We start from the raw sequence: 17,528 nt of genomic DNA, 5'->3' as shown, positions 1-17,528 counted from the left end.
CATGACTGGTGCCCCGGCGCCCGCGCTCAAACATCCGGTTCAGTCCGCGGAAGCCCCATGGGCCCCGGCGGTCCCGGCGTTCCCCTCGGCACCGTCCGGCCATGCGCCGCGCCCCGCGATGTCCAGGACGAGCGCGCCGATGTTCCACGCGTCGTCGGCGCCGCAGTGGTGCCGGCCCTCCAGCGGCAGCCCCGCGTGCCGCAGCGCCCCGGCCATGCCCAGCCGGCGCGGCAGCGCGTGCGCGGCGGAGTAGGCGGCCTTGGCGTTGGTGTGCCGCCGCCCGAACGGGTACCGGACGCCGCCGGCGCACTGCCGCTCGAACTGCTTGCGGTCGTAGTCGCCCCAGCTCGCCCACGCCCGGAAATGCGACCGGTGCTCGCGCTCCAGCAGCGCGCACGCCTCGGCGAAGGAGATCCCGCCGTCCACCTCGTCCTGCGTGAGCCCGGTCAGCTCAGTGCAGAACGGGCTGACCGCCGACCGTTCCGGCCGCACCAGGATCCGGTGCTTCGCGACGCGCCTGCGCTCGCCGAGGTCGACGACGCAGAGCCCGATCTCGATGATCTCGTTGACCTGTCCGGGGGCCCGGTGCTCCCAGCAGGTCGCCTCGACGTCGACCACGTTGAGGTACCGGCCGAACCGCTCGTCCATGGACCGCGACGGTACCGGCGCGCGGGCCGGCGGCACGACCGGTTTTCCCGGCGCCCCGCCGCCGTCAGGGCGTCTCGGCCGGGCGCGGCGCGTAGTCGTCCACGTACTCCTGCCCTGACAGGCTCTGGATCGCCTCCATGATCTCGTCGGTGACCTGCCGGGCGACCTTGCCGCGCGGCATCCCGTCGTCGCGCCCCGCGAACCGCATCGGCGGACCGATCCGCACCCCGATCCGGCCCGGCTTCGGGACGACCTGCCCGCGCGGCTGCACCTTGTCGGTGCCCCTGATCGCCACCGGCACGACCGGCGCGCCGGTCCGCATCGCCAGCCGCGCCACCCCCGTCCGGCCGCGGTAGAGACGTCCGTCCGGCGACCGGGTCCCCTCGGGGTGGATCGCGAAGACGTCGCCGCGCTCCAGCACGGCCGCGCAGGTGTCGAGCGCGTCGAACGCGGCCCGCCCGCCCGAGCGGTCCACCGCGATCGCGCCGACGCCGCGGAAGAACGTGGCGGTCGCCTGGCCCTTCATGCCCGTCCCGGTGAAGTACTCGTTCTTGCCCAGGAAGTGGACGCGGCGCGGCACGATCAGCGGCAGCACGAACGAGTCGACGAACGCCAGGTGGTTGGCCGCCAGGATCACCGGCCCCGTGCGCGGCACGTTCCGCAGACCGCTCACTTGCGGAAGGAACGCCACCCGCATCGCGGGGCCGAGAACGACGTACTTCATCAGGGGATAGACAACGCGTTCGGGATCCATGTCCGAGAACGCTATGGCGCCTGCGCCCGCCCCGGCGGTGGGGCACCGTTACAAGTTCGACCCTTGGAAATTTGTAGGTCTCCGCACTGGCGCCCCTTGGGGCGGACGCTCCGCCGACGTCAGGAGCCGCTGCCGGAGGCCGCGCCCGAGGCCATCGCGGCACGCTGGGAGCGGAGGGCCTTGCGGGCCGCCACCGGCGCCGGGCCCGACCGCGCCGTCAGCTCCTTGATCCGCTGCTTGTGCCGCCGCCGCTCCGGCCCCGGCAGCACCGACTTCAGCTCGCCCGCCGCCGCCAGCGCCACCGCCGCCGCGTCGTAGCTGTTCACGTGCGCCACCGGACGCCCCCGCAGCGCCGACGACGCCCCGCCCCACAGGTCCTTCACGACGCGCGGGTCCCGCACGGTGACCTCCTCGTACGGGAAGAGCCCCAGCCTCCGGCGCCCCCGCACCCGGATCCAGCCGTCCCGCACCAGCTCGTCCCGGACCGTCCGGACGAAGGCCCGGCTGTCCTTGCGTACCCAGTGCTGCCAGGACCGCGGGCGCGACGCGGAGATCTGCGCCAGCACGCCGTACGGGTCCTCGCCCGGCGTGCCCGGCACCGGCCGGCCCCGCCGCTCCTCCAGCCGCCCGTCCAGGAACAGCTCGGTCAGCGCCGCCGCCCGCAGCACGTACCCGAGCTGCGGGCCGCGCGCGGTCAGCTTCTGCTTGCGCAGGTCGTACGCCAGCAGGTACATCCTCGCCGGCAGCGTGTCCGGAACCTCGACCATGCCTACTCCTCGCTCGCCCCGGGCCGCGGGCCGCGCTCGTCGCCCGGCGCCCCCTGTCCATCCGATACCCCGTGCTCGCCGGGGCCCTTGCGCGGCCGGCCCGGCCGTCGCATCCGCCCGGCCGCCCCGGGCATCCGCCCGGCGTCGGCCAGCGCCTGCCGCAGCAGGAACTCGATCTGGGCGTTGGTGCTGCGCAGCTCGTCCCCGGCCCACCGCGCCAGCGCGTCGTGCACGGCCGGGTCCAGCCGCAGAAGGATCTTCTTGCGCTCCGTGGCCACGGCCCGCGGTCACTGGTAGAGGGTGCCGGTGTTGACCACCGGCTGGGCGTCCCGGTCGGCGCACAGCACGACCAGCAGGTTGCTGACCATCGCCGCCTTGCGCTCCTCGTCCAGCTCCACGACGTCCTCCTCGTCCAGCCGCTCCAGCGCCCGGTGCACCATGCCGACCGCCCCGTCCACGATCCGCTCCCGCGCGGCGACGACCGCGCCCGCCTGCTGCCGGCGCAGCATCGCCTGCGCGATCTCCGGCGCGTACGCCAGCCGGGTGATCCGCGACTCGACGATGCCGACGCCCGCCGAGGCGACCCGCTGCCGCAGCTCCTCCGACAGCTGCCCGGTGATCTCGTCGGCGTTGTCGCGCAGCGAGGTCCGGTCGCCGGCGTCGTAGGGGAAGCTGCCCGCGATGTGCCGGACGGCCGCCTCGGTCTGGAACGCGACGAACTCCACGAAGTCGTCCACCTCGAACACGGCACGGGCGGTGTCGCGCACCTGCCAGACGACCACCGCCGAAATCTCGATCGGGTTGCCGTCCAGGTCGTTGACCTTCGCCAGCCCGGTCTCGTGGTTGCGGATCCGGGTCGACACCCGCCGCCGTTCGGTCAGCGGGTTCACCCAGCGCAGCCCGTCCTCGCGGACCGTCCCCTTGTACCGGCCGAGCAGCTGCAGCACCCGCGCCTCGCCCGGCGCCACCGGCGTCAGCCCCGCCGCCGCGACCATCCCCGCGATGATCAGCAGCACCCCGACCGCGATCCCGGCCGCCATCGCGGCGCCGCCGCCGGCGGCGAAGCCGGCCACGAGCACCGCGATCCCGGCCAGCACGAGCACCGCGGCGGCCCCCAGCATCGGCCACCCGCCCCGGTCGCGCGCCGCGCGCTCCCCGATCCGCGGCCTGGGCATCTCCACCTGCGCCGTAGCGTCCACCACGCTCGCCTCCTCCTCGGTTATCACCAACATAGCAAAGTGATATCACTTTATCCAAACGCGGAAGGCCCGGCCCTGGACGGGACCGGGCGCTTCCGGGAGGGGCTACTTGGCGGCCGGGACGGGCCCGGCGCCGGCGTCCTCGACGGCGTCGGGGATGACCTTGGGGACGGACCGGAGCGTGACGAGGGCGAACACCGCGACCAGGGCGGCGAGGCCCGCGCTGCACAGCAGGGCGCCGTGCATGCCGTCCACGAAGGCGCCGCGGGCGGCCCCGAGGACCTGGCCGCCGAGCCGGCCGGGAAGCGCGGACGCGGCCTCGAACGCGCCGGCGAGGGAGTCGCGGGCGGCGGACGCGGCCGGCGCGGGCACGTTCGCCGGCAGGTGCAGCGCGTCGCGGTAGACGGCGTTCAGGACGCTGCCGAGGATCGCCATGCCGAGCGCGCCGCCGAGTTCGGTGGCCGTCTCGGAGATCGCCGACGCGGCGCCGGAGCGGTCCTTCGGGACCGAGGCGAGGACGGTGTCGGCGGTGGTGGTCAGGGCCATTCCCATCCCGGTGCCGGACAGCAGCATGGCCGGCAGCATCGTCCAGTACGAGGTGTCCAGGCCGACCGTGAGGAAGAGGGAGAACCCGCCGGCGGCGACCAGCATGCCGATCGCGACGACGCGGGCCCGGCCGAGGGCGCCGATCAGCGGCGGGGCGAGCGCGGCGCCGCCGATCATGGCGCCGGCCGCGCCGGGCAGCCCTGCCAGGCCCGCCTTCAGCGGCGACCAGCCGAGCGCGAGCTGGAAGAACAGCGAGAAGATCAGCGACTGGGCGACCAGTGCGAACATCGCGAACATGTTGGTGCCGACCGAGCCGGAGAACGCGGCGCGGCGGAACAGCCGGACGTCGATCAGCGGCTCGGCGATCCGGGTCTGCCGGAACCAGAACGCGGCGAGCGCCACCGCGCCGGCCACCGCGGCGACGGCGACCTTCGGCTCGTCGAGCCCGTGCGCGGCCGCCTCCTTGACCGCGTACACCAGGCCGAGGACGCCGGTGATGGACAGCGGCACGCTGGCCAGGTCCAGCCGTCCGGTCACCGCGGCGCGGGCCTCCGGCAGCACGACCGACCCGGCGAGGAGCGCCACGAGCATGATCGGGACGTTGATCAGGAAGACCGAGCCCCACCAGAAGTGGTCCAGCAGCGCGCCGCCGATGACCGGGCCGAGCCCCACCGCGAGGCCGCCGACGCCGCTGAAGATGCCGACCGCCATCGTCCGCTCCTTCGGGTCGGTGAACACCCGGCGGATCAGCGACAGCCCGGACGGCATCAGCGTCGCGCCGGCGACGCCGAGCAGCGCCCGCGCCGCGATCAGCAGCTCGGCGCTCGGCGCGTAGGCGGTCACCGCGGACGCGGCGGCGAACAGCGCCGTGCCCATCAGCAGCAGCTTCTTGTGCCCGATCCGGTCGCCGATCCCGCCCATGGTGATCAGCAGGCCGGCGAGCGCGAACCCGTAGGCGTCCGCGATCCACAGGATCTGGGTGGCCGAGGGGTGCAGGTCGGCGCTCAGGTGCGGGACGGCCTGGTTGAGCGCGGTCATGTCGATGTTCGGCACGATGGCGAGCAGGCAGCAGATCGCGAACGTGCCCCATTTGCGGGCTGAGGAGTACATGTCCGCAAGGTTCGCCGGGTGCGCTGACCGTGCGCGCACCGTCCGCTGACCGTCCCGCGCTTGGCTCGTGCGTGGCTCGCGCCCGGCTCGTGCGTGGCTCGCGCCGGGCCCGCGCCCGGCTGTCAGCCCTCGGTCAGTTCCCGCCAGGAATCGGGCTGGGGCAGGCCGCCCCCAACGTTGAGCATCGCGAGCCCCTCGTCGCGGGTGAGGGTCGCGCCCTCGGCGAAGGCGGCGTCGTAACCGGCGTCGCCGAGCGCGGCCCGGGCGTCCGCCGCGACCCGTCCGGCGTCATCGTCGCCGGGGACCTGGACGCCGCGCAGCGTCGACGCGACCCCCGCCAGCAGCGCCGCGCGCTTCGCGTCGCCGTCCGCGAGGGCGGCGCCGCCCAGCCCGACCGCCGCCGCGGCCTGGTAGGTGAAGATCGGATGGTCGAACGAGATGTCCAGCGCCTCGCGGAACAGCTCCCGCGCCCGCGCCGCGTCGGCGTTCCCGTCCAGCTCGAGCCAGCCGAGCCCGACCAGCGCCGTGCCGCGCACCGCCGTCGCGATGAACCGCTCCGACGCGAACCCGGTCAGCGCCGTCTCGTACAGCCGCCGCGCCTCGCCCAGGTCGCCCCGCAGCCGCGCGATCCGCGCGAGCCCGGCGTACCCGCCGGCGACCTTGTCCGGGGCGCCCGCCCGGCGCGCCAGCTCGATGCCGCGCTCCAGCTCGGCGGCCGCCCGGTCCGCGTCGCCCGCCCGGACGAGGACCTCCGCGCGCCGGTACAGCAGATCCGCGGTGTCCTCCAGCGCGCCGAGCTGCCCGGTCAGCTCCAGCGCCTCGTCCAGCAGCTCCAGCGCCCGGTCCAGGTCGCCGCGCCAGGCCGCGACCTGGGCGAGCGGGTCGAGGGAGTTCGCCGTGCCCCAGCGGTCGCCGCAGGCCCGGAAGCCCGCGACCGCCGCGGTGCACGACTCCTCCGCGCGGTCGACGTCGCCGCTGAACTGGCGCAGGAACCCGTCGCTCATGTGGATCAGCGCCTGCGCCCACGGGTCGGCGCCGACGTGCACCGCGAACACCGCGAACTGCGTCCGGCTGGGCCCGGCGGTCAGCGCGTACTGCACGATCGTGGACGGGTACGTCAGCACCCGGCGGATGCCGTGCAGCAGCGCCTCGGCCCGGTCCAGCCACGCCTGGGCGCGCCCGCCCGTCACGCCCGCCGACACCGCGTTCATCACGCACAGGACGTACTCCTCCTCGCACCCCTCCGGCGGGTCGAGGCCCACGACGTCCAGCAGCCCGGACGCGATCGAGGCGCCCTCGACCCGCCCGCGCAGCCACCAGTACCACGACATCGCCGCCACCAGCCGCAGCGCGACGACGGTGTCCAGCCGCACGCACCGGCGCAGCGCCGCGTGCAGGTTGCCGTGGTCGGCGGCCAGCAGCCCGAGCCACTCCAGCTGCTCGGCGCCCCGCAGATGCGGTTCCGCCCGCCGCGCCAGGTCGAGGAAGTACGCGGCGTGCGCCCGCTCGAACCGCTCCGCCTCGCCCGCCTCCGCGAGCCGCTCGGCGCAGAACGCCCGGACGGTGTCGAGCATCCGGTACCGCGTCCCGTCGCTCTGCAGCAGCGACTTGTCGGCCAGCTCGACCAGCAGCTCGTCGGCGTCGTCGAGGTCGCAGACCTGCGCGGCCGCCTCCAGCGTCAGGCCGCCGGAGAACACCGTCAGCCGCCGCGCGAGCGTCTGCTCCGCCTCGTCCAGCAGCTCCCAGCTCCACTCCACGACCGCCCGCAGCGTCTGGTGCCGGGGCGCCGCCGTCCGGTTCCCGCGCGACAGCAGCCGGAACCGGTCGTCCAGCCGGTTCGCGACCTGCTCCACCGGCAGCGACCGCAGCCGCGCCGCCGCCAGCTCGATCGCCAGCGGCAGCCCGTCCAGCGCCCCGCAGATCCGCAGCACCGCCTCCGCGTTGCCCTCGTCCACCGCGAAGCCGGGACGGACCGCCGCGGCCCGGTCGGCGAACAGCCGCACCGCCGGGTACCGGGTCACGTCGCCGGCGGGCGTGCCCTCCGGCGGCAGCGCCAGCGGCGGCAGCGGCCACAGCGCCTCCCCGGTGATCGCCAGCGCCTCCCGGCTGGTCGCCAGCACCCGCAGCTCGGGGCAGGCGCTCAGCAGCCGGTGCGCCAGCGGCGCGACCGTCGCCACCACGTGCTCGCAGTTGTCCAGGACGAGCAGGATCCGCCGCCCGCTCAGCGCCGTGACCAGCCGCTCCGCCGCGTCCGCCGGACGCTCCCCGGGCGCGGGCATCATCCCGCCCTCGCGCAGCCCGAGCGCCCCGAGCACCGCCGTGGTCACCTCGGCCCGGTCGACCGGCGCCAGGTCGACGAAGCAGACCTCGCCGTCCTCGCGGGCCGCCGCCTCGACCGCCAGCCGCGTCTTGCCCGCGCCGCCGGGGCCGAGCAGCGTCACGAGCCGGCCCTCGGCGAGCATCGCCCCGACCCGCCGGACCTCCTCGTCGCGCCCGACGAAGCTGGTGAGCTGCGCCGGCAGGTTGAGCCGGACGCTCTCCGCCCCCGCCGCCGGGCCCTCCAGGCCGCCGCGCAGGATCGCCAGGTGCACCTCCGCCAGCTCCGGCGACGGATCGGCGCCCAGCTCGTCCGCGAGGACCCGCCGGCCCTCCTCGAACACCTCCAGCGCCTCCGCCTGCCGCCCGGCCCCGTACAGCGCCCGCATCAGCAGCGCCCGCGCCCGCTCCCGCAGCGGCCGCCCGTCCAGCACTTCGCGCAGCGCGGCGACCACCGCGTCGAACTCGCCGAGCGCCAGCCGCGCCTCGGCGTGGTCCTCGGCGACGGCGGCCCGCGCCTCCTCCAGCCGCGCCGCCTGCGGCTCCGCGAACGGCGCCGACCGCACGTCCGCCAGCGCCGGGCCCCGCCACAGCTCCAGCGCCTCCTTCAGCAGCACGGCCGCCCGCGCCCGGTCGCCCGCCGCGAGCGCCCGCCGCCCGTCCCGGGCCAGCGCCTCGAACCGGTGCGCGTCGACCTGCTCCCGCTCGGCGAGCAGCCGGTACCCGGCGGGATGCCCCTCGACCAGCCCGGCGTCGCCGAGCCCCCGGCGCAGCCGCGACACCTGCGACTGCAGCGCGTTCGCCGCCCCGGCCGGCGGATCCTCCCCGTACAGGCCGTCGATCAGCCGCTCGCCCGTCACGACCCGCCCCGCGTCCAGCGCCAGCATCGCCAGCAGCGCCCGCACCCGCGGACCCCCCACCGGCACGGCCCCCGCACCGCCACGGGCCTCGACGGACCCCAGAACGCCGAACAGCATGGCCCTGATTCTGGCGTATCACCTCAAGTACCGTGGTCGTCCATGAGCGAGATCCAGACCGTCCGCGACTTCCTGTCCGCCCTCGAGGCCCTCGACGTGGACCGGGCCCTCACCCTCGCCGACCCGGCCATGGTCTACCAGAACGTCCCGCTTCCCCCCGCCCGCGGCCTGCCCGCCGTCGAGAAGACCCTGCGCGCCATGACCCGCTACGGCACCGGCTTCGAGGCCCGCCTGCACAACATCGCCGCGAACGGCCCCGTCGTCCTCACCGAGCGCACCGACGTCCTCGAAGCCGGCGCCTGGCGCGCCGAGTTCTGGGTCTGCGGCACCTTCGAGGTCCACGACGGCCTCATCACCCTCTGGCGCGACTACTTCGACTGGACCACCTTCCTAACCGCCTCCGCCAAAGGCCTCGGCGGCCTCCTCCGCGCCAAACTGACCCCCCGCCCCCAAACCACAACCCACTGACCGCTCTTCTGACCAGTTGGGCGGCGATTCCCTGGCTGCGGCCAGGGCTTTACGAGTTGGGCGCCCCACGTTTTGCGGAACGGCGTCGACGGGGACCCCGAGCGTCCGGGCCCAGGTCCGGCGCCAGGAGGCCCACCGCTCCTCTCGTCCTTCCTACTTGCGTCTTCGTGGGTCGACTTCCGCCCAAGCGGCGACTTCCGTAGCGACCACTCGGGCCGGCGTCGCAGTAGCCCTTCGACAAACGAGGCGTTCCAGTGCCCGCCGCGCGGTCTCAGGTGCCAGACGACCTCTTCGGTGAGGCAGAAAAGATCGGCTACCGTGGCATCGCTCAATTTCGATGTCGCTCGTAAGGCCGACTCGATAGCGAGTGCCTCGGCGCGGTCGTTCTGCCGGGCGGCCGGTATACCGAGCACTCGCCGCACCTCACTCGGATCGGCGAGTTGGCATGCGGCTTCGGCCGCGCGCGCCCGGATGCCTTCCAAAAGGTGCGAAGCTTATCGTCACCGAGGCGTACGCGGCGGAGAAGTAATGCTCATTCTCCGATTCGGGATTTGCTCGTGTTCGCGCATCCTTCGAGCGATGCCGGGACCTCTCCGAGGATGCGCGTCAGTGCGATTGCCATCGCCGTCACTTCGATGGGGTCGGAGCATTTTCAGGGTGGCGTGCCTCCAACTCTGCTCTTGCCGCGGTGGCGAGCCGAGTGTTGCGCTTCGTGTGGCGGCGGCCTTCGGGGCAGCCCGTTCCCTCGAAAGGGCGGTGGCTGCGGCCACGCGTTTGAAGCATGGGATCGTGATCCCCAGTCTTGCGGCCGACTCGGTCGCGTTGCACCGATGCTCGCGGCTCAGTGACTGCCGGAAGCCGCCCAGGTCGTCCTGTACCGCCCGAACTGGCACGGGGCTGAAGGTCCGGTCGTCGAACGGCGTAGCAGACCCGTCTCGACCGCAAGTTCGATCTCCCAAACGGCAAGCCCGAGTGTTGCGTGGACATTCTCGCGTCCGACGACCATCGGTCTCTTCGCCATGGCTCCTCCCTGGTCGAGAGCCAGCATGGCAAGAGGGTGTGACAATCCGTGCCGCACCAGAAGCTCTACGTAGAGACTCCAGGTTTGGAGGGGTCGGGGTTGTGCTGGGCTTCGGGGTGCTCCCAGTTGTAGTCGTCGATGACGGCCTTCGCGAGGCGGCCGCGGGCGCCGACATGCCGGCCCGTTTCGCGGGCCCAGGCTCGGACTTCTTCGATGGTGGCGGTCCGGCCCGGCGCTCCGGCCGGTGGTGCGCTCTCGCCGGACGGCTTTGGCCTGGGCGCCGGCGGGGGAGTGAAGACGTCGAAGGCCGTGATGAAGTCGTCCGGCCCGGGAGGCCCGCCGGCCTCGGCGCCTGAGCGGGCTGGGGGCGCGGAGGCGGGGTTCGCTGCGGGCGGCTCAGCCGGGGAGACCGGTGCCGGCGCCGGAAGCGGAGGGCCGGCCGGGGTGATGCCGAGGTCGTCGAGGAGGGGCCACAGGGACGACATCGCGACTTCGGGGTCGCGGTAGAAGACGCTGCCGCGGACGCGCCAGAAACGCCAGCCCAGGCGTTCGAGGACGGTCTGGCGGCGCAGGTCGTCCTCCCACTGGTCGGGGCCGTGGAACTTGTCGCCGTCGCACTCGATGGCGAGCTTGGCGCCGCTGGCGCCGCGCACGACCAGGTCGATCCGCAGGTTGCCGACGGGGTGCTGCGGAGTGACGAGGTAGTCGCGCGCGAGCAGCATGCGCAGGACGCGGCGCTCGAAGTCGGAGTCGCAGCGGGCCTCGAGGCCGCGGGCGAGGTCGGTGGAGCGCTGTCCGTCGGTGGCGTACCGGATGAGGTGCCCGCGCTGGTCGTCGGGGTGCAACTGGTTCGGCTGGACGCTGTGGAACACCCACATCTGGTCGCGGGCGCGGCTCGCGGCGACGTTGACGCGCTGCTCGTACTGCCGGGACGTGAACGGGGCCCGGTTGGAGTCCGCGACGACGCTGATGAAGACGACATCGCGTTCGTCGCCCTGGAAGCTGTAGGAGTCGCCGCAGCGCAGCCGGCGCCGCTCATACTCCTCCGGCCCGAGCTTCGTGAGCAGCGCGCCGTCGATGTACTGGGCCTGGCGGCTCGTTCCGAGCAGGGAGATGACGCCCATCGTGCGTCCGTTGTAGGCCGGATCCGAACAGCATTGGACGACCTGATCGACCAGTGCGTCCGCCTCCGCCTCGTTCACGTTGCCGATGGGGAGGTCGCGGCGGACGCCGTCCGGAACGTAGAACGCGCGCACGGCGGAACCCGGAAGCCGCTCGGCGGACTCCTCGCGCAACGGCTGGATCTCGCCGCCGTAGTAGTGCTGCGACGAGAACTCGATGATGCGGGGCAGGCTGCGGAAGTGCTCGCGCAGCCGCACGACGCCGGGGAAGAGCCGCGCGGACGCGTCGTACAGGCTCGACTCCATGTCCAGCAGCAACGCGTTGGGGAAGTCGGGCAGGTGGGTGCGGATCAGCTCGTCGACGCGGTCGCGGCGGACGCCGACGGCGGACGGGCTGATCTGCTTGTCGTCGCCGACCACGACCACCTTGTGGCCGAGCCCGAGCAGGCCGAGCGCGAAGACGTCGCACTGGCTGCTCTCGTCGATGATGACGACGTCGAACCGGGGTGCGACGGACGGGTCGAACGACTCGGCCACCCGGTAGTACGGCATGATCCACACCGGCACGGCGCCCATGGCCTCCGGCATCAGCCGCTGCGCCTCGGCCCGCCACTTGTTCGCGTTGACGCCGGTGCCCTTGCCGATCTTGCGGAGGGTCTGCAGCCAGCCGACGAGGGCCTGCCGCTGGGAGGCGCCGAGGTTGCGCTTCATCGCCAGCCACGCCGAGCGCCGCGTCAGCTCCAGGGTGAGGCGCCGCTGCTCGTCCTGCGCCTGGTCGAGGCGCTGCTGCACGGCCGCCAGGTCGTCCGCGTCGATGATCGCGCGCAGCCACGTCTCGGCCCGCCGCCACCGCCACAGCAGATCCAGTCGCGCCGGATCGCCGCATTCCGCGACGTCCCCGCCGGTCGAGCGGATCAGCCCGGCCCACCGCGGCGCCACCGCCGCCAGCCGATCGTACAGCACGCTCAGCCGCTCGACCTGCGGCCGCAGCGAAGTCAGCCGGACCGACGACGCCAGCGCCGCCTCCCACACGTGCCGGTCCGCCTGCGCGAGGGCGGTCGCCAGGTCCGTCCACAACGGGCTCGCGCCGGGACGGCTCCGCCCGTCCGAGAGGAACCCGGCGAGGGCGTCCAGCTCGTCCCGGAGTCGCCGTTGCCGTGCGCGCGCCCGCAACCCGCCGAGGACGCCGGCGAGACGATGCAGATCGTCCGGGACGGGACGCACCGGCACCGTCTCGGCGGACATCACCCGGCACAGCCGTCCGCGCAGCTCCGGCCAGCCGCCGGTCTCCCAGGTCAGCGCGGCGACGATCTGCTGGACCTTCGCGTCGACCCAGATCTCCACGGCGCCGCCCTGCGGCTCGGGCGCGCCCAGTGCGGCGACCAGCTCGTCGTTCCACAACCGCGCGGCGCTCTCGCGGCGGCGCCGCAGCTCGACGTGCGCGGCGATGCGGTCGACGTCGGCGACCGTCCGCGGTGACTCGCCGTCGATGCTCGCGGCCTTCAGGAACTGGGCGAGGCCGCGCTGCGTGAGCGCCGAGACCCGTTTGCCCTCCGCGAACCGGGCCCGCGCCTGCTCCAGCATCGACAGCGTCTCCCGGTAGGGGCCGGACGGGACCTCGACCGCCGCCCCCGCGCACGCGGCGCGCAGTCGGGCACACTCCGCCGCATCCGCACCGAGCCGCCGCGCGTGCTCCGACCACAGCGCATGCCACTGCGGGCCCTGCACGACCTGGTCGCGCAGCCGCAGCAGCCAGGGCTCCTGGAGCCCGTCGAGGCCGTGGCCCGCGCTCGCGCACCGGTCGGCGAGTTCGGCCAGTTCGGCGTCCCCGGCCGCGTCCACACGGGCCAAGTCGTCGACGTAGTCCCGGTAGCCGGCGAGGACCTCGCCGAGCCGCCGCAGCTCGTCCCACCGCGCCCCCAGCTCCGCACCCGACGGCAGCCGCTCGGCGGGTGGCAGGTCCGTGGTCGCGGCGGCCGCGTCCCGCTCCCCGATCGCGGCGGCAAGCCCGTACAGCTCGACGACCTCCGGTCCGCTCAACGGCGGAACCGACGACATCGGCAGCTGGTCCGGGATGTGGCCGAGCCCGTCCTGATGCTCGGCCAGCCACGCGGCCACGTCCGCCGCCCGGCGCGGCAGTCCGCCGATCTCCAGGCTCTCCTGCTCGCGTTCGAGCGACTCGCGCAGCCGCTTGCGCAGCACCAGCACGTCCCGCTCGACCGCGTCGAGCCGCTCCCGCAGCCCTGTGACGGCCCGCTGCTCCCGCTCCTCGTCGACGCCGTCCGCCGCGGCCGTGATCGCCTGCACCGAGCCCTGCAGCTCGGTCAGGTGCGCCGACGACGAGCCGAGCACCGCCAAGGAGAGGTCCCGCAGTTCCGGCGGGATCTTCTCGCGCAGGACGGCCAGCGCTTGGTCCTTGTGCGCGGTGACAAGAACCCGCTTGCCGTGCGCGACCAGATGCGACACCAGGTTCGCGATCGTGTGGCTTTTGCCGGTGCCGGGCGGGCCCTGCACCGTCACGCCGCTGTGCCGGGCGAGCTTGCGCGCGATCTGCTCCTGCTCGTCGTTGGCGGCCAGCGGCAGCAGCAGCCGCTCGGCGACGTGCGCCCAGTCACCGGCGCCCTCCGCCAGGACGTCCCGCGCCGCGTCCTCCCCGGCGGCCAGCGCGACCATCGGCGCCGGCAGCCGGTCGCCCGCCGCGACGGCCTTCTTGAGCTGCTCGAAGAATCGCAGGAACATCACCCGGCGCCTGCGGACGAACAGCCGCCAAGTCTCCGCGACCACCGGTGCGTCCCCGACCTCGGGCAGCCCCGGGCCGGCACCGACCCGCCCGTCCAGCCCGAGCGGCGCCACCACCCGCCGGTAGAACGGGCGCGCCTCCTCCGGCGTCCACGGATCCGGGGCGGTCCCCCGCAGCTCCTCCAGCCGGTCCAGCCCGGCGACGCCGAGGCCCTGAAGGAAGTCGGTCTCCAGTGCCGGCGTACCGTCCGGGACGATCGCGATCTCGCCGGACTCCTGGTCGAACACGATCCGCATCCGCGTGACCAGCAACGGATGGCAGAGCCGGTGTCCACCGTGGTTCCAGCCGAGGACCCCATGCCCCCACACCAGCTCGTGCGTGGCCTCGTCGGCGCGCATCCGCTGCCGCATCCGGAACAGCGTCTCGTACAGTTCCCGCGCCGCCACGGCATCGCGCGCCGATTCCGCCCACGGCGTCCACACGTCCTCGAGCCACCGTTCGAAGACCTCGCGCACCTTCTCGTCCGCGTCCTCCGGAAGCTCGGGCGGCCGCCTCGGATCATCGCGCGCGACGTCCCGCACGGCGTCGGTGATCCCGGCAGGCCACCCGGGTGGATGCGGCTTCGGCGTCTTGGCGACGCGCAGCCAGGCGTCCCCGGCCCCCTCCCCGACCTGCACCGACGCATGCGCGGGCAACTCGTCCGGCGACGCCACCGCGTCGTACTCGCCGACATGCCGGATGGGTTTGGCGTACACCTCCTGCGCCAGCGCGCCGAGGTAGTCGTAGAGATGCCCGATCCGCCCCCGCGCCGCCGCATCACCGCTCAACTGTTCCCCCCACATGCCCGCGTCCGGCAGGCGCCGCGCCCTGCCGCCGACCGACCCCTGAGTTCCCGCCCTTGAAGCGATTCCTGTGCCAGGTGGGACGTTTGAAGCGTCCCCCTGGTTGCCCGCGAAGCGCAGCCGCCCCCGTCTCCACCGCGGCCGCCGACACGAGCACCAGGCGACCGCTGGGAGTCCGCCGGGACCGGGCGGTCTCCCACGATCGAACGTGACATCCGCATCCGCTCGGGAGATGACGGATCGCCCAGCATCTGCCGGACTGCAGGCGCGATCGACATCGAATCCATCCGAACAGCCCACGCCGATCAAGTCGACCGTGTTCGCACGCAACGCACTACCGGAATCCGGGACTGCCGGCATCCGGACGCTGCTCGCCTGTGGCGTGGTGGACTGCGGTCCCGCTGCTCAGATTTTCGTATTCAAATCGACGTCTGGCGGTGCCACATAGATGCGCGAGTCGATGGTGGCGAGCAGGACCGCCCCCTTCCCATGGGACGGTTGCACCCATTCCAAAATCAGCTTGGCGTGATCTGTCGGACTCTCCGCCCAAAGCTCTGGATCGCGAGCCGTTGTCGCATCCCGGCCTTCGTTCACGATCCGCCACCCGGCCGTCGGGAGCGCACTCCGGACCCGTGCATATCCGGCACCGATCTCCTCGTTCGGCAGGCCGTACACGGACCATACGCCGTACATGGAGTATCCGCGTTTAACGCCACGGTCGTCGGTGTTGATCAGAGCGCCCGGAGGATTCCCCTTGCCCTTTGGGAGGTCCGCCATTTTCTTGACGGCCGTCAGGTGGGACTCGATCTGACCGCGGACCGCCTCCGGGTCGGCCACTTCGGGATCGTATCCGATATCATTCATTCCGTGGCACCCGCTCGAAAATATCAGGACGATCAGTGCTATCGACAGAAACCTGCTTCGGAATTTACCTCGAAATATCTGCATGTCGCCGGTTCACTCGCGTCCCACTATTACTTTGCTCATGTTCCTGAGGCTGGTCGAGTTCTCATCGAAGTAAGTGCTGTGGGCGCTGAGGGGATTGAAGCCGTCCGCTCGCAGCCCGTATTCCAGTGTCCTGCCGCCGAACGTCGGGTCTCCCGGAACCGATGGTACGCCCAAGTATCTGCCTGGTAGCTCAGTCTGGGAGCCTCCAGGGGGAACCGGATCCCCCGGTGCGCGGTCGACATAGACATGCTCGGAGCCGATCCCGAGCCCCGAGGCATTCGGAGTCTCCACGCCAGGACTTCCTGCGAGGACGATGTCGTCCGCGTTCAGATGCCCGTGGACCGCGGCCGAACCGATGACCGTTGTTCCGTAACTGTGCCCGATCAGCGTCAGGTGGGTCGGTGGACCTTCGTGAGAGGTACGGACGCCGTCGACGAATTGGTTCAGTGAAGGAGCGCCGTGATCGGCGTAGTGACGAAATGGTGCCTCCAGTGGGATGCTCTGCGGAGCATCGTAACCAAGCCATGTGACCGTGGAAACAGGCTGCCCGGCGGCCAGGGGGACGGACGTCAGCCAGAGACGGTTCGCGCGGGTCAGGTCACTTCCTATCCCGGAGAGATTGGCATACGTGCCGGGAACATAGACGCCCGTATGGGTGGCCGTGTCAGGATTTCCCCTGGCGACGATAGCGTGACCGTTACCACGAGTATCGAATCCCAGAAGATATCCATCAGGCAGGTTCTTCTCGCCGGCCATGTCCAGGTTCCCCTGGATGGCGTCCATACCCTTCAGTTGGCCGGTGAGTCGATCGTGCTGTTCTTTCCACGCCTGGTAGGTGGGATTCGTCATCGGGCCCAGGGTCGGATTGATGATGGTCCTGCTCGGCTCAGGGCCGAGGGCGTTGAGGCGTTGCTGGGCGTCGGCGCGGGTTTCGCGGAGGACCAGGCGGTTGGCCTGGTCGCGGACCTCTGCGGGCAGGCCGTCCAACGCGCCGATCTTGTCGGGGTGCGTGGTGATGTACTCCTGGCGCTGCTCGGGAGCCAGACTGCGCCACCAGGCCGCCGTCTTCTTCGGGTCCTTGCCGTCCGGGATCTTCAACCGGAGGCCGGCATCGGCCAGCTGGGTCGTCAGCCGGCCGTCGCCTCGGGCGTCCGCCCACGTCTTCGACGTCACCTGGATATCGGCAGTGGCGGCGAGCTTGGCGAGGGCGGTGGCGTACTTCTCGTCGATTGCGGTCGCTTGGGTTACGGCGCGGCGGATCTGATCGGCGATCGCTTGCGCCTGAGCCCTGTTGTCGCCCGCCGGAGCACCGAACGGCGCGACGCCGGACCCGGTGGCGCTGCCGCCGTTCAGCATCGGGGGAGAGGCCGGGTAACCGACCCGTCCGTCGGGACTGACGGTGAAGCCGAGCCTGGCCGCCTGTGCGAGCGCCTGCTGGAGGGACTTCTGCTCGGCGCTCAGCTCCGCGTGCATCGAGGCCAGCAACGTCCGGACGTCTCCGGACTCCGTCATTCCGTACTCGAAGTTCTGGCTCAACCGGGACAGCCGCTGGAACGCGGCTTCCGCGTCCTTCCCCTGCCATGTGCCGTGCAGCGGCGCCATGATCCGGCGGTCGGTGGTGTGCTGACCGGTCTCCAGATCCGACATGAGGCCGCCCCAGCCGTCGGCGGCGGTCTTCACCGGCGCCAGATCCAGCTTCTGGAGTTGCTCCATCGACACCATGTCAGTCGGCCGTTCTGAAATTGATCAGGTCGTTGAAATTCTTGTTCATCCCGGCCACGAGCCCCTGCTCCGTCGCCTGGTCGTTGCCCGCGTTCGCGCGGAACGTCGCGGCGATCGACCAGCACTCGCCACGCAGCGCCCCCAGCCGGTGATCCCACGAGTCGAACACCTTGGTCAGCGCACCGGCGAACGCGAAGCCGTCCGCTCCGCTTTTGACGCCCTGGTGCGCGTCCTCCAGCCTCTTCAGCGCCTTCTGAACGTGATCGCCGAGGTCGTCCGCCGACTTCCCCGTCTCCCGCAGGTGCGCAGGGCCGAACTGCCGAGTCTCGGTCACTGGCTTTCTTCCTTG

12 protein-coding genes are annotated in these 17,528 nt (G+C 72.5%); 1 reads left to right on the top strand and 11 read right to left on the bottom strand.

Annotated features, from left to right (window positions below):
• Window positions 1–39: 39 nt before the first annotated feature.
• The 7 genes from ABD296_RS31660 to ABD296_RS31630 all read right to left on the bottom strand — a co-directional run bounded on the left by ABD296_RS31660 (window position 40) and on the right by ABD296_RS31630 (window position 8,317).
• The gene (locus ABD296_RS31660) at window positions 40–648 is read right to left on the bottom strand and encodes a 3'-5' exonuclease (RefSeq protein ID WP_344275511.1); all 609 of its coding nucleotides are present in this window, start codon (window positions 646–648) and stop codon (window positions 40–42) included.
• A 64-nt stretch (window positions 649–712) separates the two neighbouring features.
• Window positions 713–1,372, bottom strand: a complete 660-nt coding sequence (locus ABD296_RS31655; protein WP_344275508.1) for a lysophospholipid acyltransferase family protein — start codon at window positions 1,370–1,372, stop codon at window positions 713–715.
• Window positions 1,373–1,521: 149 nt separating this feature from the next.
• Window positions 1,522–2,169: a GOLPH3/VPS74 family protein gene (locus ABD296_RS31650; RefSeq protein ID WP_344275505.1), complete on the bottom strand. Its 648-nt coding sequence runs from the start codon at window positions 2,167–2,169 to the stop codon at window positions 1,522–1,524.
• Window positions 2,170–2,171: 2 nt separating this feature from the next.
• Window positions 2,172–2,447 carry a hypothetical protein gene (locus ABD296_RS31645; protein WP_344275503.1) on the bottom strand — a complete coding sequence of 92 codons (276 nt, stop codon included), beginning with the start codon at window positions 2,445–2,447 and terminating at the stop codon, window positions 2,172–2,174.
• 9 nt (window positions 2,448–2,456) lie between these two features.
• A complete protein-coding gene (locus ABD296_RS31640) occupies window positions 2,457–3,401 on the bottom strand; it encodes an SPFH domain-containing protein (protein ID WP_407061534.1) in 945 nt (314 codons plus the stop codon).
• Window positions 3,402–3,473: 72 nt separating this feature from the next.
• Entirely contained in the window at window positions 3,474–5,024 is a 1,551-nt protein-coding gene (locus ABD296_RS31635; RefSeq protein ID WP_344275500.1) for an MFS transporter, read from the bottom strand.
• Window positions 5,025–5,146: 122 nt separating this feature from the next.
• Window positions 5,147–8,317 (bottom strand): BTAD domain-containing putative transcriptional regulator, encoded by a 3,171-nt coding sequence (locus ABD296_RS31630; protein WP_344275497.1) that lies wholly within the window; start codon window positions 8,315–8,317, stop codon window positions 5,147–5,149.
• A gap of 42 nt (window positions 8,318–8,359) precedes the next feature.
• On the opposite strand from ABD296_RS31630, the gene ABD296_RS31625 reads away from it, so the two are divergent.
• Window positions 8,360–8,785, top strand: coding sequence for a limonene-1,2-epoxide hydrolase family protein (locus ABD296_RS31625; RefSeq protein WP_344275494.1), 426 nt, complete (start codon window positions 8,360–8,362; stop codon window positions 8,783–8,785).
• A gap of 1,086 nt (window positions 8,786–9,871) precedes the next feature.
• Here the strand turns inward: ABD296_RS31625 and ABD296_RS31620 are convergent.
• The 4 genes from ABD296_RS31620 to ABD296_RS31605 form a co-directional block, all read right to left on the bottom strand.
• The gene (locus ABD296_RS31620) at window positions 9,872–14,494 is read right to left on the bottom strand and encodes an AAA domain-containing protein (protein WP_344275491.1); all 4,623 of its coding nucleotides are present in this window, start codon (window positions 14,492–14,494) and stop codon (window positions 9,872–9,874) included.
• A 420-nt stretch (window positions 14,495–14,914) separates the two neighbouring features.
• The gene (locus tag ABD296_RS31615; RefSeq protein WP_344275488.1) at window positions 14,915–15,373 is read right to left on the bottom strand and encodes a hypothetical protein; all 459 of its coding nucleotides are present in this window, start codon (window positions 15,371–15,373) and stop codon (window positions 14,915–14,917) included.
• Between the two features lie 93 nt (window positions 15,374–15,466).
• Window positions 15,467–17,179 carry an alpha/beta hydrolase gene (locus ABD296_RS31610; RefSeq protein WP_344275485.1) on the bottom strand — a complete coding sequence of 571 codons (1,713 nt, stop codon included), beginning with the start codon at window positions 17,177–17,179 and terminating at the stop codon, window positions 15,467–15,469.
• A gap of 1 nt (window position 17,180) precedes the next feature.
• Window positions 17,181–17,513 (bottom strand): hypothetical protein, encoded by a 333-nt coding sequence (locus tag ABD296_RS31605; protein WP_344275482.1) that lies wholly within the window; start codon window positions 17,511–17,513, stop codon window positions 17,181–17,183.
• Window positions 17,514–17,528 lie beyond the last annotated feature (15 nt).

The organism is Actinomadura napierensis (assembly GCF_039529375.1).
In the GTDB taxonomy this organism is placed as follows: domain Bacteria; phylum Actinomycetota; class Actinomycetes; order Streptosporangiales; family Streptosporangiaceae; genus Spirillospora; species Spirillospora napierensis.
Note: the sequence above shows the minus strand (reverse complement) of the source record. Positions and strands in the feature narration are given on the sequence as shown.